We start from the raw sequence: 13,049 nt of genomic DNA, 5'->3' as shown, positions 1-13,049 counted from the left end.
CGAGAACACTGTGGGGGTTCTGTAATGCGGAGTGGCGCGAGAGCCGCGATCGTCGGTGCGGTGTTCGCCGCCATGGTCGGTGTTGCCGGTTGCGGCAGCGGCCAGGACGATTCATCCAGTGCGAAGGACGGTGCGAGCGCCGGCTCCGGTGACGACAAGCCGTCCCTGAAGAACGTGAAGACCGGCCCGCCCAGCGCGGCCGAGGTCAAGACCACCGCCCGCGCGTTCCTGGCGGCCTGGTCGGCGGGCGAGACGGCGAAGGCCGCCGCCCTTACGGACGACACCGGCGCGGCCACCACGGCGCTGGGGGACTACCGCAAGAAGGCCCATGTGGCCAAGGTGGCGCTGGAGCCGGGGTCGGCGAGCGGTGCGAAGGTGCCGTTCTCGGTCAACGCCCAGATCTCCTCCGGCGGTCAGAGCGTCCCCTGGGCGTATGAATCCTCGCTGACCGTCACGCGCGACACCAAGACCGGTAAGCCGGTCGTCGCCTGGAAGCCCTCGGTGGTGCAGCCCGACCTCGCCGAGGGCGACACCCTGAAGACCGGCGCGTCCGAGGCGCCGCCGATCAAGGCGGTGGACCGCGACGGCAAGGAGCTGACCGCCGCCGAGCACCCGACCCTCAAGACCGTCCTGGCCGCGCTGCGCGAGCGGTACGGCAAGAAGGCGGGGGGCAAGGCGGGCGTGGAGACCTGGATCGAGCGCGCCAAGGGCTCCAAGTCCCCGGACAAGACGCTGAAGGTGCTCTCCAAGGGCACCCCGGGCACGCTCCGTACGACGATCGACGCATCGCTGCAGAGCACCGCCGAGCAGCAGGTGAGCAAGCGCGCCAAGGCGTCGGTGGTGGCGGTCAAGCCCAGCACCGGTGAGATCCTCGCGGTGGCCAACTCCCCCGCGAGCGGCTTCAACACCGCCCTCCAGGGCTCGTACGCACCCGGCTCGACGATGAAGATCATCACCTCGGCGACGCTGATCGACAAGGGTCTGGCGGCGTACGGCAAGGCCCATCCGTGCCCCAAGTACTTCAGTTACGGGGGCTGGAAGTTCCAGAACGACAAGAAGTTCGAGATCAAGAACGGCACCTTCGAGCAGAGCTTCGCCCGCTCCTGCAACACGGCCTTCATCAGCCAGGCGGGGAAGCTGAAGAACGACGACCTGACCAACGAGGCCCGGAACGTCTTCGGCATCGGGCTCAACTGGCAGACCGGCGTGCCCTCCTTCGACGGCGCGGTGCCGGTGCAGTCGGCGGCCTCCAAGGCCGCCTCGCTGATCGGCCAGGGCGGGGTGCGGATGAACCCGCTCAACATGGCGTCGGTCGCGGCCACGGCCTCCACCGGCACCTTCCGCCAGCCGTACCTGGTCGCGCCGTCGCTGGACGACCGGACGCTGGCCAAGGCGAGCAAGACGATGAAGTCGAGCACCCATGACCAGCTGCGCAAGCTGATGCGGCTGACGGCCACCTCGGGCACCGCTGCCGAGGCGATGGCCGGGATGAGCGGCGACTTCGGCGCCAAGACCGGTTCGGCCGAGGTGGACAACCAGGAGAAGCCCAACGGCTGGTTCAGCGCGTACCGCGATGACATCGCGGCCGCCGGTGTGGTCCCCGAGGGCGGCCACGGCGGCGACACCGCGGGCCCGATAGTGGCGGCGCTGCTGCGCGCGGGCGGCTGAGCCGGAAGTTCCCTCTGGTTCCGCCGGTCTGACGGCACAGGAGCCGGGCGAGCGCTCAAGCGCCCGCCCGGCTCCTTCGCGTTCGGCCGACCGGCCGGTGCGATCTCGGGGAATGCCCTGGCGTGGGCGGCGGCCGTGTGGATAGCGTCGCTCCATGGTCGATCCCACACCCACCCCTGACACCGCCGCCCACCCCCGCTTCGCCGACGCCCTGCTCGAGCTCGGCCTGGATGTCGAGGTGCGCCGGTTCCCCGACGCCACCCGCACCGCCGCCGAGGCCGCCGCGGCCATCGGCTGTGAGCTGAGCCAGATCGTCAAGTCGCTGGTCTTCGAGGCGGACGGACAGCCGGTGGTGGTGCTGATGGACGGGGCGTCACGGGTCGACGTCGAGCTCGTACGGCATGAGCTGGGCGCCGGGAGCGTCCGCCGGGCGAACGCGGCGCTGGTGCGGGAGGCCACCGGTTACGCCATCGGTGGAGTGCCGCCCTTCGGCCACCGCACCCGCACCCGCGTCCTCGCCGACCGCCGGCTGCTGGACCACGAGACCGTATGGGCCGCGGCGGGCGACCCCCACACCGTCTTCCCGCTCGACCCCAAGGCCCTGATCGCGCATGCCGACGGCACCTTGGTGGATGTGCGCGAGCGGTCCGCGTGACCCCGCTCGTCGCGGCCGCGGTGCTCATAGCGGCCGTCACTCACGCGTCCTGGAACGCCATCGCGCACGGCATCCGTGACCAGCTGCTCGCCTTCACGCTGGTGGGCGGCGGCGGGGCGCTGTGCGGGCTGGCACTGCTGCCGTTCACCCCGCTGCCCGCGGCGGACGCCTGGCCGTATCTGCTGGCCTCCGCGGCCATCCATGTGGTCTATCAGCTGCTGCTCATGCGCTCGTTCCACCTGGGCGACTTCGGCCAGATGTATCCCATCGCGCGCGGCACCGCCCCGCTGGTGGTGACCGTGGCCGCCGCGGTCTTCGTCGGCGAGCGGCCGGACCGCTGGCAGGCGGCGGGGATCGCGCTGGCCTCGGCCGGGCTGGTGGGCGTGGCGCTGTGGGGCGTCAGGGGCTCCCGCCACGCTGACGACGAGAAAGGCGGGCAGGACGGCGGGGAGCACGGCGGGGCCGCACCGCAGTGGCTCGCCCTTACGGCCGCCATCGCCACCGGTCTGTCCATCGCCGCGTACACCGTCGTGGACGGGCTGGGGGTACGCGCCTCCGGCAGCGCGCCCGGCTACATCGCCTGGCTGATGGTCCTGGAGGGCTTCGCCATCCCCGCCTGCGCCCTGTTCATCCGCCGCGGTGCGCTCCTTCACCAACTGCGCCCCGTCGCGGTGCGCGGACTGCTCGGCGGACTGCTGTCGGTCTCCGCCTACGGCCTGGTCCTCTGGGCCCAGACCCAGGCCGAACTCGCCCCGATCGCGGCGCTGCGCGAATCGTCGATCATCGTGGGCGCGGCGATCGGGACGCTGTTCTTCAAGGAGCGGTTCGGCGGCCCGAGGATCGCGGCGGCGGGGCTGATGGTGGCGGGCATCGGGCTGATGCTGCACACCAGTTGACGCACTCGGTGATCTTCGGCTCCCTCGTGGTCCAGGCGGCAGCGGTCGTCGCCTTCGCCGGTGTCGACGCAGTGCCCGTGCTTCGGGCCGCCTCTCGTGCGGCATCCAGGTGTGTGCGGCTACCCCTGGTCCAGCGACGCCCAGAAGCGGGTGAGCGCCTCCGCGCCGCGGCCGGGGTCATGTGTCATCCACCAGTGGCCCAGCCCATCGAGGACCTCCACCCGGGCACCGGCGCGGCGCGCGGCGCGGCGTCGCAGCTCGGCGGTTCCGGCCACGTGGTCCTCGGTGGCGAGGAACACGAGTCCCGGCCGCCGCGCCGCGTTGTCCAGGTTCCGGCCGAGCTCGGCCATCACCGGTGGCATGGCGGAGGTGTAGAGCGCGATCACGGCCCGGCCCATCGCCTCGTTCTGCCCCTGGGCGACCCGTTCGGCCGCCGCCTCGCCCATCCCCCGCTCGACGAGCGTCGCGATCCGCTGCTCGACGGGCGCGCCGAAGCGTGCGGCCACATCGGCCTCTCCGATTCCCGGTGTCTGCCATCGCTGGGCGAGCTCATGCCAGACGTAGTCGGGTTCGAAGACCGCGATCGTGTCGCTGGCCCAGCTGCGTACCAGCTCCGGGCGGCTCATCACCGCGTTGAGGACGTGTCCGCCGCCCCAGTCGTGGCCCACCAGGTCCACGGGCTCGTCGAAGCGTGTCAGCTCCTCGATCAGCCAGTCGCGGTACTCCCCGACGGTCGCCCCGAACCCGGGCGGCAGTGGCGCGCCGAACCCGGGCGGGGACAGGCAGACGAGGCCGGCCGGAGCAGTGCCGGCGGCCTTCAGTTCGGCGAGCAGGGGATCCCAGACGGCCGCCGTCTCGGGATTGCCGTGTACGAAGACGGCGGGCATCAGACCACGCTCCCCTGGAGCGGCACGGTCGGCTGCAGGACCGATTCCACCAGCGCCTCGCTACGGAAATGGGACGCCGCCCGATAGTCGGGGTCACGGATCATGTCGGCGAACGCCTGGCGGCTGGGGTAGCGCACCAGGAGCACCGCGTCCCATGCCTGCCCCTCCTCGGCGACCAGGGCCGGACCGCCGTCCCCGAAGTACTCCACCCGCAGTCCGTACCGCGCGTTGATCTCCGGGCCCAGCGCCTCGGCGTAGCGCTGGTAGCTCTCACGACCGCCGTCCGGGCGGAACCGCAGCAGGTTCAGCATCACCACGGGGCCGCCGGGGTCTTCGGCCAGCAGCGCATCGAGGGCACGCTCATCCATGTCGATCATCGAAACCTCCAGTCAGGATGAGTGCCACCGTATAAACTTGTTAGACGACACGCAAGTTAGTGAGGACTCTCGTCATGACGACCCCCCGCCGCACCCAGAAGCAGCGTCGCGACCAGGCCGAAGCCGCATTGCTGGCGGCCGCCGCCGAGCTGGTCGTCGAGCAGGGAGTGCGCTCGCTGACGCTGGCGCGGGTGGGTGAGCGAGCCGGGTACAGCCGCGGAATCGTCACCCACCACTTCGGCTCGAAGCAGGCGCTCCTCGAGCTCCTGGCCCGCAGCACCCAAGCCGGATTCGTGCCGGGCCTCGCCGATCTGACCCCAGGGCTGGACCGCCTCCTGCGGCTGGTCGACGGCTACATCGGCGAACTCGGCCAGGTGGGCGCCGCCCATCACGCGTTCCTGCTGCTGTGGGCCGAGGCACCCACCATGCCCGAACTGGCACCGATCTTCCGCGAACGGGACGCGTCGTTCAGGGCCGATCTGCACGACGATGTGGCGGCCGGCATCGCCGAAGGCACCATCCGCCACGACCTCGCGCCCGAGGAGGTCGCGGTGGCGATCGTCGGACAGCTACGGGGCATCGGACTGCAACGGCTTCTCGACCCCGGCGCCGTCGACACCGAGCGCCTGCGGCAGTCGGTCACCGAGCAGTGGCGCCGGGCGCTGGCCACCCCACCGCCGCGGCAGCCGTGAGCCGGCGGCTTGCTTGCCCCCGAACTCCGTTGACCTTGCTCTTCGTTGCTCCTGCGCGGCCGCCCCTGGGTAGGACAGAATCGGGGAGACCGTCGTCACAAGGGGGGCTCGGTGCGGATCGACGTAGCGGTGAACGGTGGAGAGGCGGAGCTGCGATCGCTCCTCGACTGGCTGAGACGGGATCCGGCCGCGCGCCGCGGCGCCCATGTGGAGCTGGTCCAGGCCGAGCCGGCGCCGGGCCAGATGGGCATGCTCACCGATGTGCTGCAGCTGGTCACCGAGAACGCCTGGAGCGCGGCCTCCTTCGCGCTGGCGCTGTCCACCTGGCGACAGACACGTCCGCACGCCCGGCGGATCACCGTGCGCCGTGGTGACCTTACGGTCGACCTCGACGGCGGCGACGACGAGGAGCTGCGGCGTCTGATCGACGTGCTGGAGCGCCCGGCCGCCGCCCCCGACTCGGACCGGGACCGGGACCGTCAGGCCGACGGAGAAGGGCGGTAGCCGTGGCCGTTCTGCCCGACCCGGCCGCCACCCGCGCGGTGCTCATCGGCACCAGCCGCTATGCCCACTTGGAGCAGATCCCGGCGGTGGCCACCAACCTGAGCGCGCTGGCCGCGGCCCTGTGCGCGCCGGGTTCCTGGGGGCTGGCGCCCGAGCACTGCACGGTCGTCGAGGACCCCGCCACCGCGGTCGAGGTCCTCGAGGCCGTTCGGACCGCGGCCGAGGAGGCCACGGACACCCTGCTGGTGTACTTCGCCGGACACGGACTCGTGGAACCGCGCCGCGGCGAGCTCTTCCTCGGGCTCACCGGGTCCATACAGCACCGCTCCTACACCGGACTGCCGTACGGCACGCTGCGCGACGTCGTGCTCGACGGACGGGCCGCGCGCCAGGTGATGCTGCTCGACTGCTGCTTCAGCGGACGCGTGCTCGGCTTCATGAGCGCGGCGAGCGCCGAGGCGGTGATCGACCAGGTGGAGATCGAGGGCACCTATCTGCTGGCCTCCGTCCCCGACACCAGCTTCGCGCTCGCCCCGCCCGGCGAGCACCATACGGCCTTCACCGGTGAACTACTGCGGCTGCTGCGGCAAGGGGTGCCGGGCGGGCCGGAGTTGCTGGACCTGGACACGGTCTACGCGCAGGTGTACGCGGCGCTGCGGGCCAAGGGGCGGCCGCTGCCGCAGAAGCGCGACCGCAATACGGCGGGCGGGCTCGCCCTGGCCCGCAACGCCGCCTGGGCACCGCCCGGCTTCGGCCCGCCGCCCCCGCCGTACGACCACGAACCGACGCCGCCCACGTTCATGGGCACACCCACGCCGCCGTACGAGCCGGGAGCGGCGCCCGCGGACCACGAACCGGCCGCCTCGGCCCCCGGACCCGCGCCGCTGCCCGCGGTGCCGCCGATGCCCACCTGGTCGCCGATGGCCCTGCCCTCGCCCGCCCCGCTCCCCGCCCCCGGCGGCGCCTCTCCGGGCCACCGCCGCGCCGTCACCTACGGGCTGGCGGGAGCGCTCTTCGTGGCCCTGGTGGCCGCGGGCATACCGCTGGCGATGTCCTGGATGAAGGGCTCCTCCGAGGACGACTCCGGGCACAACACCTCGAAGTCGTCCAGCACCCCGAAGCCGGGCCCCACCTCCGGGGCCAACGCCGCGGCCGAGGGGGGCGTCGTCAACGCCTCGACCGAGCCGGGCGGGACGCTGAAGTTCATCAGCAAGAACGACGCGGACTCATGGGATCCTCAGCGCAGCTATTTCGGCTTCGTGTGGAACTTCTCGCGCTACTACGCCCGCCAACTGGTCACCTATGCCCCCAAGCCCGGTAAGGACGGCACCGCACTGGTCCCGGACCTCGCGGAGAAGAAGGCCGAGGTGACCGACGGCGGCAGGACGTACACCTACACCCTGCGCAAGGGGATCACCTGGGAGGACGGCTCCCCGATCACGGCACAGGACATCAAATACGGCATCGAGCGGATCTGGGACCAGGACAAAATCTCCGGTGGCCCGGTCTATGTCCAGCAGGCGCTCGATCCCGGCCACACCTACAAGGGGCCGTACGAGGACACGTCCGAGGACAAGCTCGGCCTGACGGCCATCGAGACCCCGGGCCCCAGGACCATCGTCTTCAAACTGCCGAAGGCCAACGGCGACTTCGAGCACATGCTGGCGACACCGTCGGCATCACCGGTGAAGAAGTCGAAGGACACCAAGGACAAGTACCAGGAGAGGCCATTCTCCTCGGGGCCGTACAAATTCGGGCCCTACCGGCCGGGCACATCGCTGGAACTGGTCCGTAACACCAAGTGGAATCGGTCGTCCGACCCGATCCGCACCGCCCTTCCCAACCAGATCACGGTGAAAATCAGCAGCGACGAGCAGACGAACGCGAAAGCCCTGTTCTCGGGCGACTACGACCTGGACCTGCAATCCTGGGGACTCACCGGGTCTGCCCTCGCCCAGGCCACGAGCAGTTCCGACCTCAGTCCCCGGCTGGACAGCCCGCCCAACGGGATTCTCCTGTTCGCGGCCCTCCCCCGCTCCGTCAAACCGCTGAACAACGTCCACTGCCGTAAGGCGGTCCTCTACGCGGCGGACAGGGAGAACGTGCGCACCGCCGCGGGCGGTCCGCGGACCGGCGATATCGCGCCTCATATGCTCCCGCCCGCCATCGGGGGCTCCGACTCCTCCTACGACCCGTACGGGACGGTCAAGAGCAAGGGCAAGCCGGACGCCGACAAGGCGAAGGCCGAGCTGAAGGCGTGCGGAAAGTCCAAGGGATTCAGTACCACCATCGCGGTGCGCAACAATCGCTCCACCGATGCGGCTGTCGCGATGTCGCTCCAGGCATCGCTGCGGAAAGTCGGCATCACCACCGAGATCGATCAGGTCGACGGCAACCACTTCAGCGAGGCGATCGGCGCGCCCGAGGTGGTGAAGAAAAAGGGATACGGCATCGTCGTCTACCGGTGGGGCGCCGACTTCCCCACCGGGCAGAACTTTCTACGGCCGCTCGCCGACAGCCGTTTCATCGAGTCCACCGGCAATTTCAATGTCGCGGAGCTGGACGACCCCACGGTCGACGGCCTCTTCGACACGGCGATCGCCGAACAGGATCCGGCGAAGGCCGGGAGTGACTACGCACAGATCAATCGGAGGATCTCCGACTCCGCCGCCTATCTGCCCCTCCTGTTCCAGAAGAGTGTGATCTGGCGCGGCTCCCGGCTGACCAACGTCTATACGAGCGATTCCTGGCAGGGCGGCTACGACTATGTCTCGCTGGGCGTCTCCAAGTGACCGAAGGCCCTGCGCGCCGCCACGTTCGTGGTGGTGATGCCGCCGTCCACGGGGAGGGTGGTGCCGGTGATCCAGGCGGCGTCGGATGAGGCGAGGAAGGTGATGGCGGCGGCGATGTCGGCGGGCTCGCCGACCCGGCCGAGCGGGTAGACCTCGGCGGCGCGGCGCAGGGTGTCGTCCCGGCCGTCCCAGCCGGGGGTGCGGATCGTGCCGGGGGCCACGAGGTTGACGCGGACGCCCCGCCGGGCGGCGTGGGCGGCCAGGGTGCGGGTGAGGCTGCCCAGGCCCGCCTTGGCGGCGCTGTAGGCGTGGTTGCCGAAGTCCTGGAGGCCGTTGACCGAGCCGACGTTGACGATCGCGCCCCGGCCGTCCGCGGCGGCCAGATGCGGCAGCGCGGCGCGGGAGCAGCGGAAGGCGCCGCCGAGGGTGACATCGATGTCCTGCTGCCACTCGTCGTCCAACTGGTCCTCGAACAGCGGGGTGTCGACGTGGCATGAGTGGGCGCTGTTGACCAGGACGTCCAGCCTTCCGAAGCTCCTTACGGCGTGCGCCACGGCCGCCTCGGCGTCCTCCCGCCCGGCCACATCGCAGCCCAGCGACTCGGCCTCGCCGCCGTCGGCCCGTATGGACGCGGCGGCCTCCGCGGCCCGTTCGCCGTCCAGGTCGGTGATCAGCACCCGGGCGCCCTCGTCGGCGAAGCGGCGGGCGGTGACCTCCCCGATCCCGCGTCCCGCGCCGGTGAGCATGACCGCGTAGCCCTCGAATCTCCGCACCGTGTGCCCTTTCTCGTCGGCTCTTGGACCGCCGCCGCACCACGGTGGCGCGTCCACCGGTGATCGTGCCCGGCCCCGGCATGATCCTCGCTCACGGGACGTTGCACCATAAGGAGAAACACAGCACACACGCGCGGGTCGGCATGGCGGGAGTCGGATCAGTGGTGGACGTCCAGGGCACGGTGGCCGACGGTTTCGAACCGGTCCGGGACGCCTTCGCGGCGAACTTCACCCGGCACGGCGAGCGCGGTGCGGCCATGGTGCTCTACCGGGAGGGCGAGAAGGTCGTCGATCTGTGGGGCGGCACGAAGGCCCCCGACACGAAGACCCCAGACACGAAGACCCCAGACACGAAGGCCCCCGACGACGGCGAGAGCGACCCCGGGCCTTCCGGCGGCGGTCCCGAGCCCTGGACCCAGGACACCGCCCAGGTCGTCCGGTCGGTCACCAAGGGCGTCGCCGCCGCCGTACCGCTGCTGCTGCATCAGCGCGGCCAGCTGGACCTGGACGGCCGGGTCAGCACGTACTGGCCGGAGTTCAAGGCGGCCGGCAAGGAGCGGGTGCTGGTGCGGCATCTGCTGGCGCACCGCACCGGCGTGCCCGTGCTCGACACCCCGCTGACCCCCGCCGAGGCCGTCGACGGCATATCCGGGCCCCGGGCCGTCGCCGCCCAGCGCCCCGTATGGGAGCCCGGTACGGCCCACGGCTATCACGCCCAGACGTACAGCTGGCTGCTGGGCGAGCTGGTGCGCAGGGTCACCGGGCGGACCATCGGGCGCTGGATCGCCGAGGAGATCGCCCGCCCGCTGGGGCTCGACCTGTGGCTCGGGCTGCCCGAGGCACAGCGGGGCCGGGTCGGCCGGATCGCGGCGGTGGAGGCCCTCGCCGCGCCGGCCGCCCACGGGCCGCGGATTCGTCCCAAGCGGTCGGTCGCCGAGGCGTATCGGGACCCCGAGTCGCTGACCCGGCGGGCGTTCGCCGCGATCACCCCGCTGCCGGACGAGAACGACCCCGCCTATCTCGCCGCCGAGCTGCCCGCCTCGGGCGGGGTGGCCACCGCCGAGGCGCTGGCCCGCTTCTACGCGGCGCTGATCGGCCCGCTGCCCTCGGCCCGTACGGCCCGCTCGGGGGGCCGGCTGTTCGCCCCGGCGACGCTGACGATGGCCCGTACGGAGGAGTCCGCGGGGCCGGACCGGGTTCTGGTCGTCGGCACCCGATACGGCCTCGGCTACATGCTGCACGGCCCGGCCTGTCCGCTGCTGGGGCCGGGCTCCTTCGGCCACCCGGGGCGCGGAGGCTCGCTCGCCTTCGCCGACCCGGAGGCGCGCATCGGCTTCGCCTACGTCACCAACGGTATGCGGCGCGGTGTCACGGCGGATCCGCGTGCGCAGGCGCTGGTGCGCGCGGTGCGGACCAGCCTGGCGGCGCGGGAGGAGTGACGGCCCGAGGGGGCCGCGGGTGCGGCCGGGCGCCGCGACGGAGGGGCGTCACCGCGCGGCCCGGACCCCTCCCTTGCGGCCCCATGCGGTACGAAGCCGTACCGGGGCAGCGCGACGTCCCCTGCCGAGCGGTCAGGGGACGCGGAAGCTGATGACTCGTCAGCGTTCGTCAGACGCCGTGGAACTCTCCACCCCTGACAGCCGATATGAACGATGCCCAGGACGACGGGGGGAAGACCAACGCCGGACCGCTGGGGTTCTTGCTGTCGCGAACGGGGACAGCGTCGACAAGCCCAGCACCGACCTCAACACAGTTGCCACCGTTGCTGCTGCTATAGCTGGACTTCCGCCATGCCACATGGCGTATGTCATTCGCCTTGATCATGGGCTCAATTCCTCCAAGCAAGCGCCGATCACTTCGGCCGAGACTTCGGGCGACAGTGCATAACTTCTCAGCAGATCGTAAGCGTGTGCCGCAGCGTCTACCTCTGCCGCATCCAGCACGGTACGACCCTCGCTGAACGCATCCACGTAGAGCACATCCGGGCCTTGCCCGAATGACAGGATTGTGAAGGGGCCCTCCAATCCAGGATGCGCCCCGACTGTCCGTGGCACTACCTGAATGACAGTGCGGGGCTCCTGGCCAGCCTTGAGCAAACGCTCCAGCTGACACCCCATCACTTTAGCTCCGCCAATGTTCCGGTGAAGCGCTTGCTCATCCAGCACGAACCACGCACGGGGCGGGCTGTCGCGCGCCCAGAGACTTTGCCGCGCCATGCGGGCAGTCACCAAGTCATCAAGACCGTCCGGTCGGCCGGTGCGAAACAGCGCCCGCGCATACTCCGGCGTCTGTAGCAAGCCAGGGACAACCTGGCTCTCAAAGGTCCGGATGGTTGTAGCGTCCCGCTCGAACTCAACGTATCTACGGAACCACGGCGGGAACGCGTGCCTAAGCGCCAACGGCCACAAACGCACGAATCGGCCGTTTGCATGCGGAAACACGCGGTCGCACGCTTCCGCGAATTCCAGCACCGGGACCCGCTTGCCAGCCTCGATCTTGGCAACGAGCGAGTACCCGCAGTGCGCCTCCCTCCCAAGGTCCTCCCGGGACATCCCCACCCGTTCACGCTCCAGCCGCACTTCTGCCCCGAAGTGGGCCAACGGCGAAACGGTGGGGTCCGCAGGATCTGCGTGCTCGCTTTCGACGCTCAAACGGCTCTCCCATCACGTTGGACAGTTGAACTTGTCCAGCTTCAGCGCCTGTTGACGGTAAGCACAGATTGCCACCCTTGCACTACAAAGAGTCAACGGGTTACGTCGCCAAAAGCAGGCAAGGCGAAGAGACCTGCCACATGCAAGACCCCCGCGACGTTGCTGGACGTCCGGGGGCGTGGCCACCAGCTTTCGAGGAGCTGATCGCATGCACGACCTTATCCGGTGCGCACTCGTATGGGTGAGGGCAGTTCTGGCCTTACGGCCGTCCGGCCGTCACCGTGCCGTCCGGAACGTCCCCGCTTCGTATCCGACGCCTTCCCGGCCCGTGGCGGGAGCCGTGGGCTGCCCGACCGGTGGGCCCGGACCGGTGCCCCCGCGCCCTTGCACCGACTCGCCGACCCTGGAACTGCACACCGTTCCCCTCCTGCCGCTGGACAGCGAGCTGCCCGCCCTGGTGCGGCCCTACGCGGTGGCCGATGAGCGGCGGCGGCGAGAGCGGTCGAAGAGTGTCCCCCGGGTGGAGTTGATCTGTGCCCCGCACGGGATGGTGGTGATCCGGTGACCGCCAACGGCCACGCCGCGCCCACCCCGGCCCCCGGCTGCGTCCTGTGCGCCGCCCCCGGCGCCTTCGGGCCCCGTAATCCCGCCGAACCGCGTTCGGGCCTGTGCCCCGCATGTATCGCGGCCGGAAAGCCCACCCGTGACGGCCTCGAACAGGCCGTCGTGATCGTGGCCGGACAGGCCCTCGCGGGGGCCGAATCCCTCGACCTGGCCACCGCCCCGCCGGAGGAACTGGCCTACCACCTGGGCGCGGTGAAGCGCGGTCTGCGCAGCGTGCTCCAGCTCCTGGCCCCGGTCGGGGAGGGTGGCCGGTGATCGCCGGCACCAGGGGTGAGGGGCCCCGTATGACGATGCGCGTCTACACGATGGCGCGCGACGGGATGGTGACCGCGCGGCGCGCGTTGGTGGCCGTGCTGGTCGGGGAGAACGTCAACCCCTACGCGTTGGGGCAGGCGTGGCCGCCCTGCCAGTGCCCCCGCCACCGGGAGGAGAACGCCGCCGACCGCTTCCGGCGTACCTGAGGGGGCCGTCAGCACGCCGCGTCCGCGCGCGGGTGAGCGAACCGACCACCTCGGCGTGGCCGCCGTGAC

At 70.9% G+C, this 13,049-nt stretch carries 15 protein-coding genes; 10 read left to right on the top strand and 5 right to left on the bottom strand.

All coding sequences use genetic code 11. From position 1 onward, the window contains the following. Positions 1–24: 24 nt before the first annotated feature. The 3 genes from AS97_RS27985 to AS97_RS27975 all read left to right on the top strand — a co-directional run bounded on the left by AS97_RS27985 (position 25) and on the right by AS97_RS27975 (position 3,219). Positions 25–1,668, top strand: coding sequence for a penicillin-binding transpeptidase domain-containing protein (locus AS97_RS27985; RefSeq protein ID WP_059144742.1), 1,644 nt, complete (start codon positions 25–27; stop codon positions 1,666–1,668). Between the two features lie 154 nt (positions 1,669–1,822). Then, positions 1,823–2,323, top strand: a complete 501-nt coding sequence (locus tag AS97_RS27980; protein ID WP_086709096.1) for a YbaK/EbsC family protein — start codon at positions 1,823–1,825, stop codon at positions 2,321–2,323. Continuing rightward, the gene (locus tag AS97_RS27975; RefSeq protein ID WP_086709095.1) at positions 2,320–3,219 is read left to right on the top strand and encodes a DMT family transporter; all 900 of its coding nucleotides are present in this window, start codon (positions 2,320–2,322) and stop codon (positions 3,217–3,219) included. The genes AS97_RS27980 and AS97_RS27975 overlap by 4 nt, the downstream gene beginning before the upstream one ends. A 119-nt stretch (positions 3,220–3,338) precedes the next feature. Here the strand turns inward: AS97_RS27975 and AS97_RS27970 are convergent, their stop codons facing one another. Then, positions 3,339–4,106 (bottom strand): alpha/beta fold hydrolase, encoded by a 768-nt coding sequence (locus AS97_RS27970; protein WP_086709094.1) that lies wholly within the window; start codon positions 4,104–4,106, stop codon positions 3,339–3,341. Then, positions 4,106–4,483 carry a DUF1330 domain-containing protein gene (locus AS97_RS27965; protein WP_086709093.1) on the bottom strand — a complete coding sequence of 126 codons (378 nt, stop codon included), beginning with the start codon at positions 4,481–4,483 and terminating at the stop codon, positions 4,106–4,108. Before AS97_RS27965 ends, AS97_RS27970 begins: the two co-directional genes overlap by 1 nt. A gap of 74 nt (positions 4,484–4,557) precedes the next feature. Between AS97_RS27965 and AS97_RS27960 the strand changes: the two genes are divergently transcribed. The 3 genes from AS97_RS27960 (at position 4,558) to AS97_RS27950 (ending at position 8,471) form a co-directional block, all read left to right on the top strand. Continuing rightward, positions 4,558–5,175 (top strand): TetR/AcrR family transcriptional regulator, encoded by a 618-nt coding sequence (locus tag AS97_RS27960; RefSeq protein ID WP_125760108.1) that lies wholly within the window; start codon positions 4,558–4,560, stop codon positions 5,173–5,175. Between the two features lie 111 nt (positions 5,176–5,286). Further along, the gene (locus AS97_RS27955) at positions 5,287–5,679 is read left to right on the top strand and encodes a hypothetical protein (protein ID WP_059144748.1); all 393 of its coding nucleotides are present in this window, start codon (positions 5,287–5,289) and stop codon (positions 5,677–5,679) included. A 2-nt stretch (positions 5,680–5,681) separates the two neighbouring features. Next, positions 5,682–8,471: an ABC transporter substrate-binding protein gene (locus tag AS97_RS27950; RefSeq protein WP_210565859.1), complete on the top strand. Its 2,790-nt coding sequence runs from the start codon at positions 5,682–5,684 to the stop codon at positions 8,469–8,471. Here the strand turns inward: AS97_RS27950 and AS97_RS27945 are convergent. After that, positions 8,444–9,244, bottom strand: coding sequence for an SDR family NAD(P)-dependent oxidoreductase (locus AS97_RS27945; RefSeq protein ID WP_125758358.1), 801 nt, complete (start codon positions 9,242–9,244; stop codon positions 8,444–8,446). The genes AS97_RS27950 and AS97_RS27945 overlap by 28 nt on opposite strands. Positions 9,245–9,387: 143 nt before the next feature. Here AS97_RS27945 and AS97_RS27940 point away from each other — a divergent pair, with 143 nt between their 5' ends. Further along, a complete protein-coding gene (locus tag AS97_RS27940; protein ID WP_125758356.1) occupies positions 9,388–10,683 on the top strand; it encodes a serine hydrolase domain-containing protein in 1,296 nt (431 codons plus the stop codon). 169 nt (positions 10,684–10,852) lie between these two features. Here the strand turns inward: AS97_RS27940 and AS97_RS27935 are convergent, their stop codons facing one another. Together AS97_RS27935 and AS97_RS27930 are read right to left on the bottom strand one after the other, a co-directional pair. After that, on the bottom strand, positions 10,853–11,068 hold the full coding sequence (locus tag AS97_RS27935) for a DUF397 domain-containing protein (protein ID WP_210565858.1): 216 nt from the start codon (positions 11,066–11,068) through the stop codon (positions 10,853–10,855). Then, the gene (locus AS97_RS27930) at positions 11,065–11,895 is read right to left on the bottom strand and encodes a helix-turn-helix transcriptional regulator (protein WP_210565857.1); all 831 of its coding nucleotides are present in this window, start codon (positions 11,893–11,895) and stop codon (positions 11,065–11,067) included. Before AS97_RS27930 ends, AS97_RS27935 begins: the two co-directional genes overlap by 4 nt. Before the next feature lie 370 nt (positions 11,896–12,265). On the opposite strand from AS97_RS27930, the gene AS97_RS27925 reads away from it, so the two are divergent. The 3 genes from AS97_RS27925 to AS97_RS27915 are packed head-to-tail and all read left to right on the top strand — an operon-like array spanning position 12,266 to position 12,980. Continuing rightward, positions 12,266–12,460, top strand: coding sequence for a hypothetical protein (locus AS97_RS27925; RefSeq protein WP_210565856.1), 195 nt, complete (start codon positions 12,266–12,268; stop codon positions 12,458–12,460). Further along, positions 12,457–12,774 carry a hypothetical protein gene (locus AS97_RS27920; RefSeq protein WP_210567468.1) on the top strand — a complete coding sequence of 106 codons (318 nt, stop codon included), beginning with the start codon at positions 12,457–12,459 and terminating at the stop codon, positions 12,772–12,774. Before AS97_RS27925 ends, AS97_RS27920 begins: the two co-directional genes overlap by 4 nt. 29 nt (positions 12,775–12,803) lie before the next feature. Beyond that, positions 12,804–12,980: a hypothetical protein gene (locus AS97_RS27915; protein ID WP_210565855.1), complete on the top strand. Its 177-nt coding sequence runs from the start codon at positions 12,804–12,806 to the stop codon at positions 12,978–12,980. The last annotated feature ends 69 nt before the right edge of the window (positions 12,981–13,049 follow it).

It is taken from the genome of Streptomyces sp. AgN23 (assembly GCF_001598115.1).
In the GTDB taxonomy this organism is placed as follows: domain Bacteria; phylum Actinomycetota; class Actinomycetes; order Streptomycetales; family Streptomycetaceae; genus Streptomyces; species Streptomyces antimycoticus.
The sequence above is the reverse complement of the archived record's forward strand: the minus strand, read 5'-3'. Positions and strand labels throughout refer to the sequence as shown.

Excerpts from the sequence above, each read along its gene's own strand:
- AS97_RS27985 (WP_059144742.1), top strand. The coding sequence starts at position 25 with ATGCGGAGTGGCGCGAGAGCCGCGATCGTCGGTGCGGTGTTCGCCGCC.
- AS97_RS27980 (WP_086709096.1), top strand. The coding sequence starts at position 1,823 with ATGGTCGATCCCACACCCACCCCTGACACCGCCGCCCACCCCCGCTTC.
- AS97_RS27970 (WP_086709094.1), bottom strand. The coding sequence starts at position 4,106 with ATGCCCGCCGTCTTCGTACACGGCAATCCCGAGACGGCGGCCGTCTGG.
- AS97_RS27965 (WP_086709093.1), bottom strand. The coding sequence starts at position 4,483 with ATGATCGACATGGATGAGCGTGCCCTCGATGCGCTGCTGGCCGAAGAC.
- AS97_RS27960 (WP_125760108.1), top strand. The coding sequence starts at position 4,558 with ATGACGACCCCCCGCCGCACCCAGAAGCAGCGTCGCGACCAGGCCGAA.
- AS97_RS27940 (WP_125758356.1), top strand. The coding sequence starts at position 9,388 with ATGGCGGGAGTCGGATCAGTGGTGGACGTCCAGGGCACGGTGGCCGAC.
- AS97_RS27935 (WP_210565858.1), bottom strand. The coding sequence starts at position 11,068 with ATGATCAAGGCGAATGACATACGCCATGTGGCATGGCGGAAGTCCAGC.
- AS97_RS27915 (WP_210565855.1), top strand. The coding sequence starts at position 12,804 with ATGACGATGCGCGTCTACACGATGGCGCGCGACGGGATGGTGACCGCG.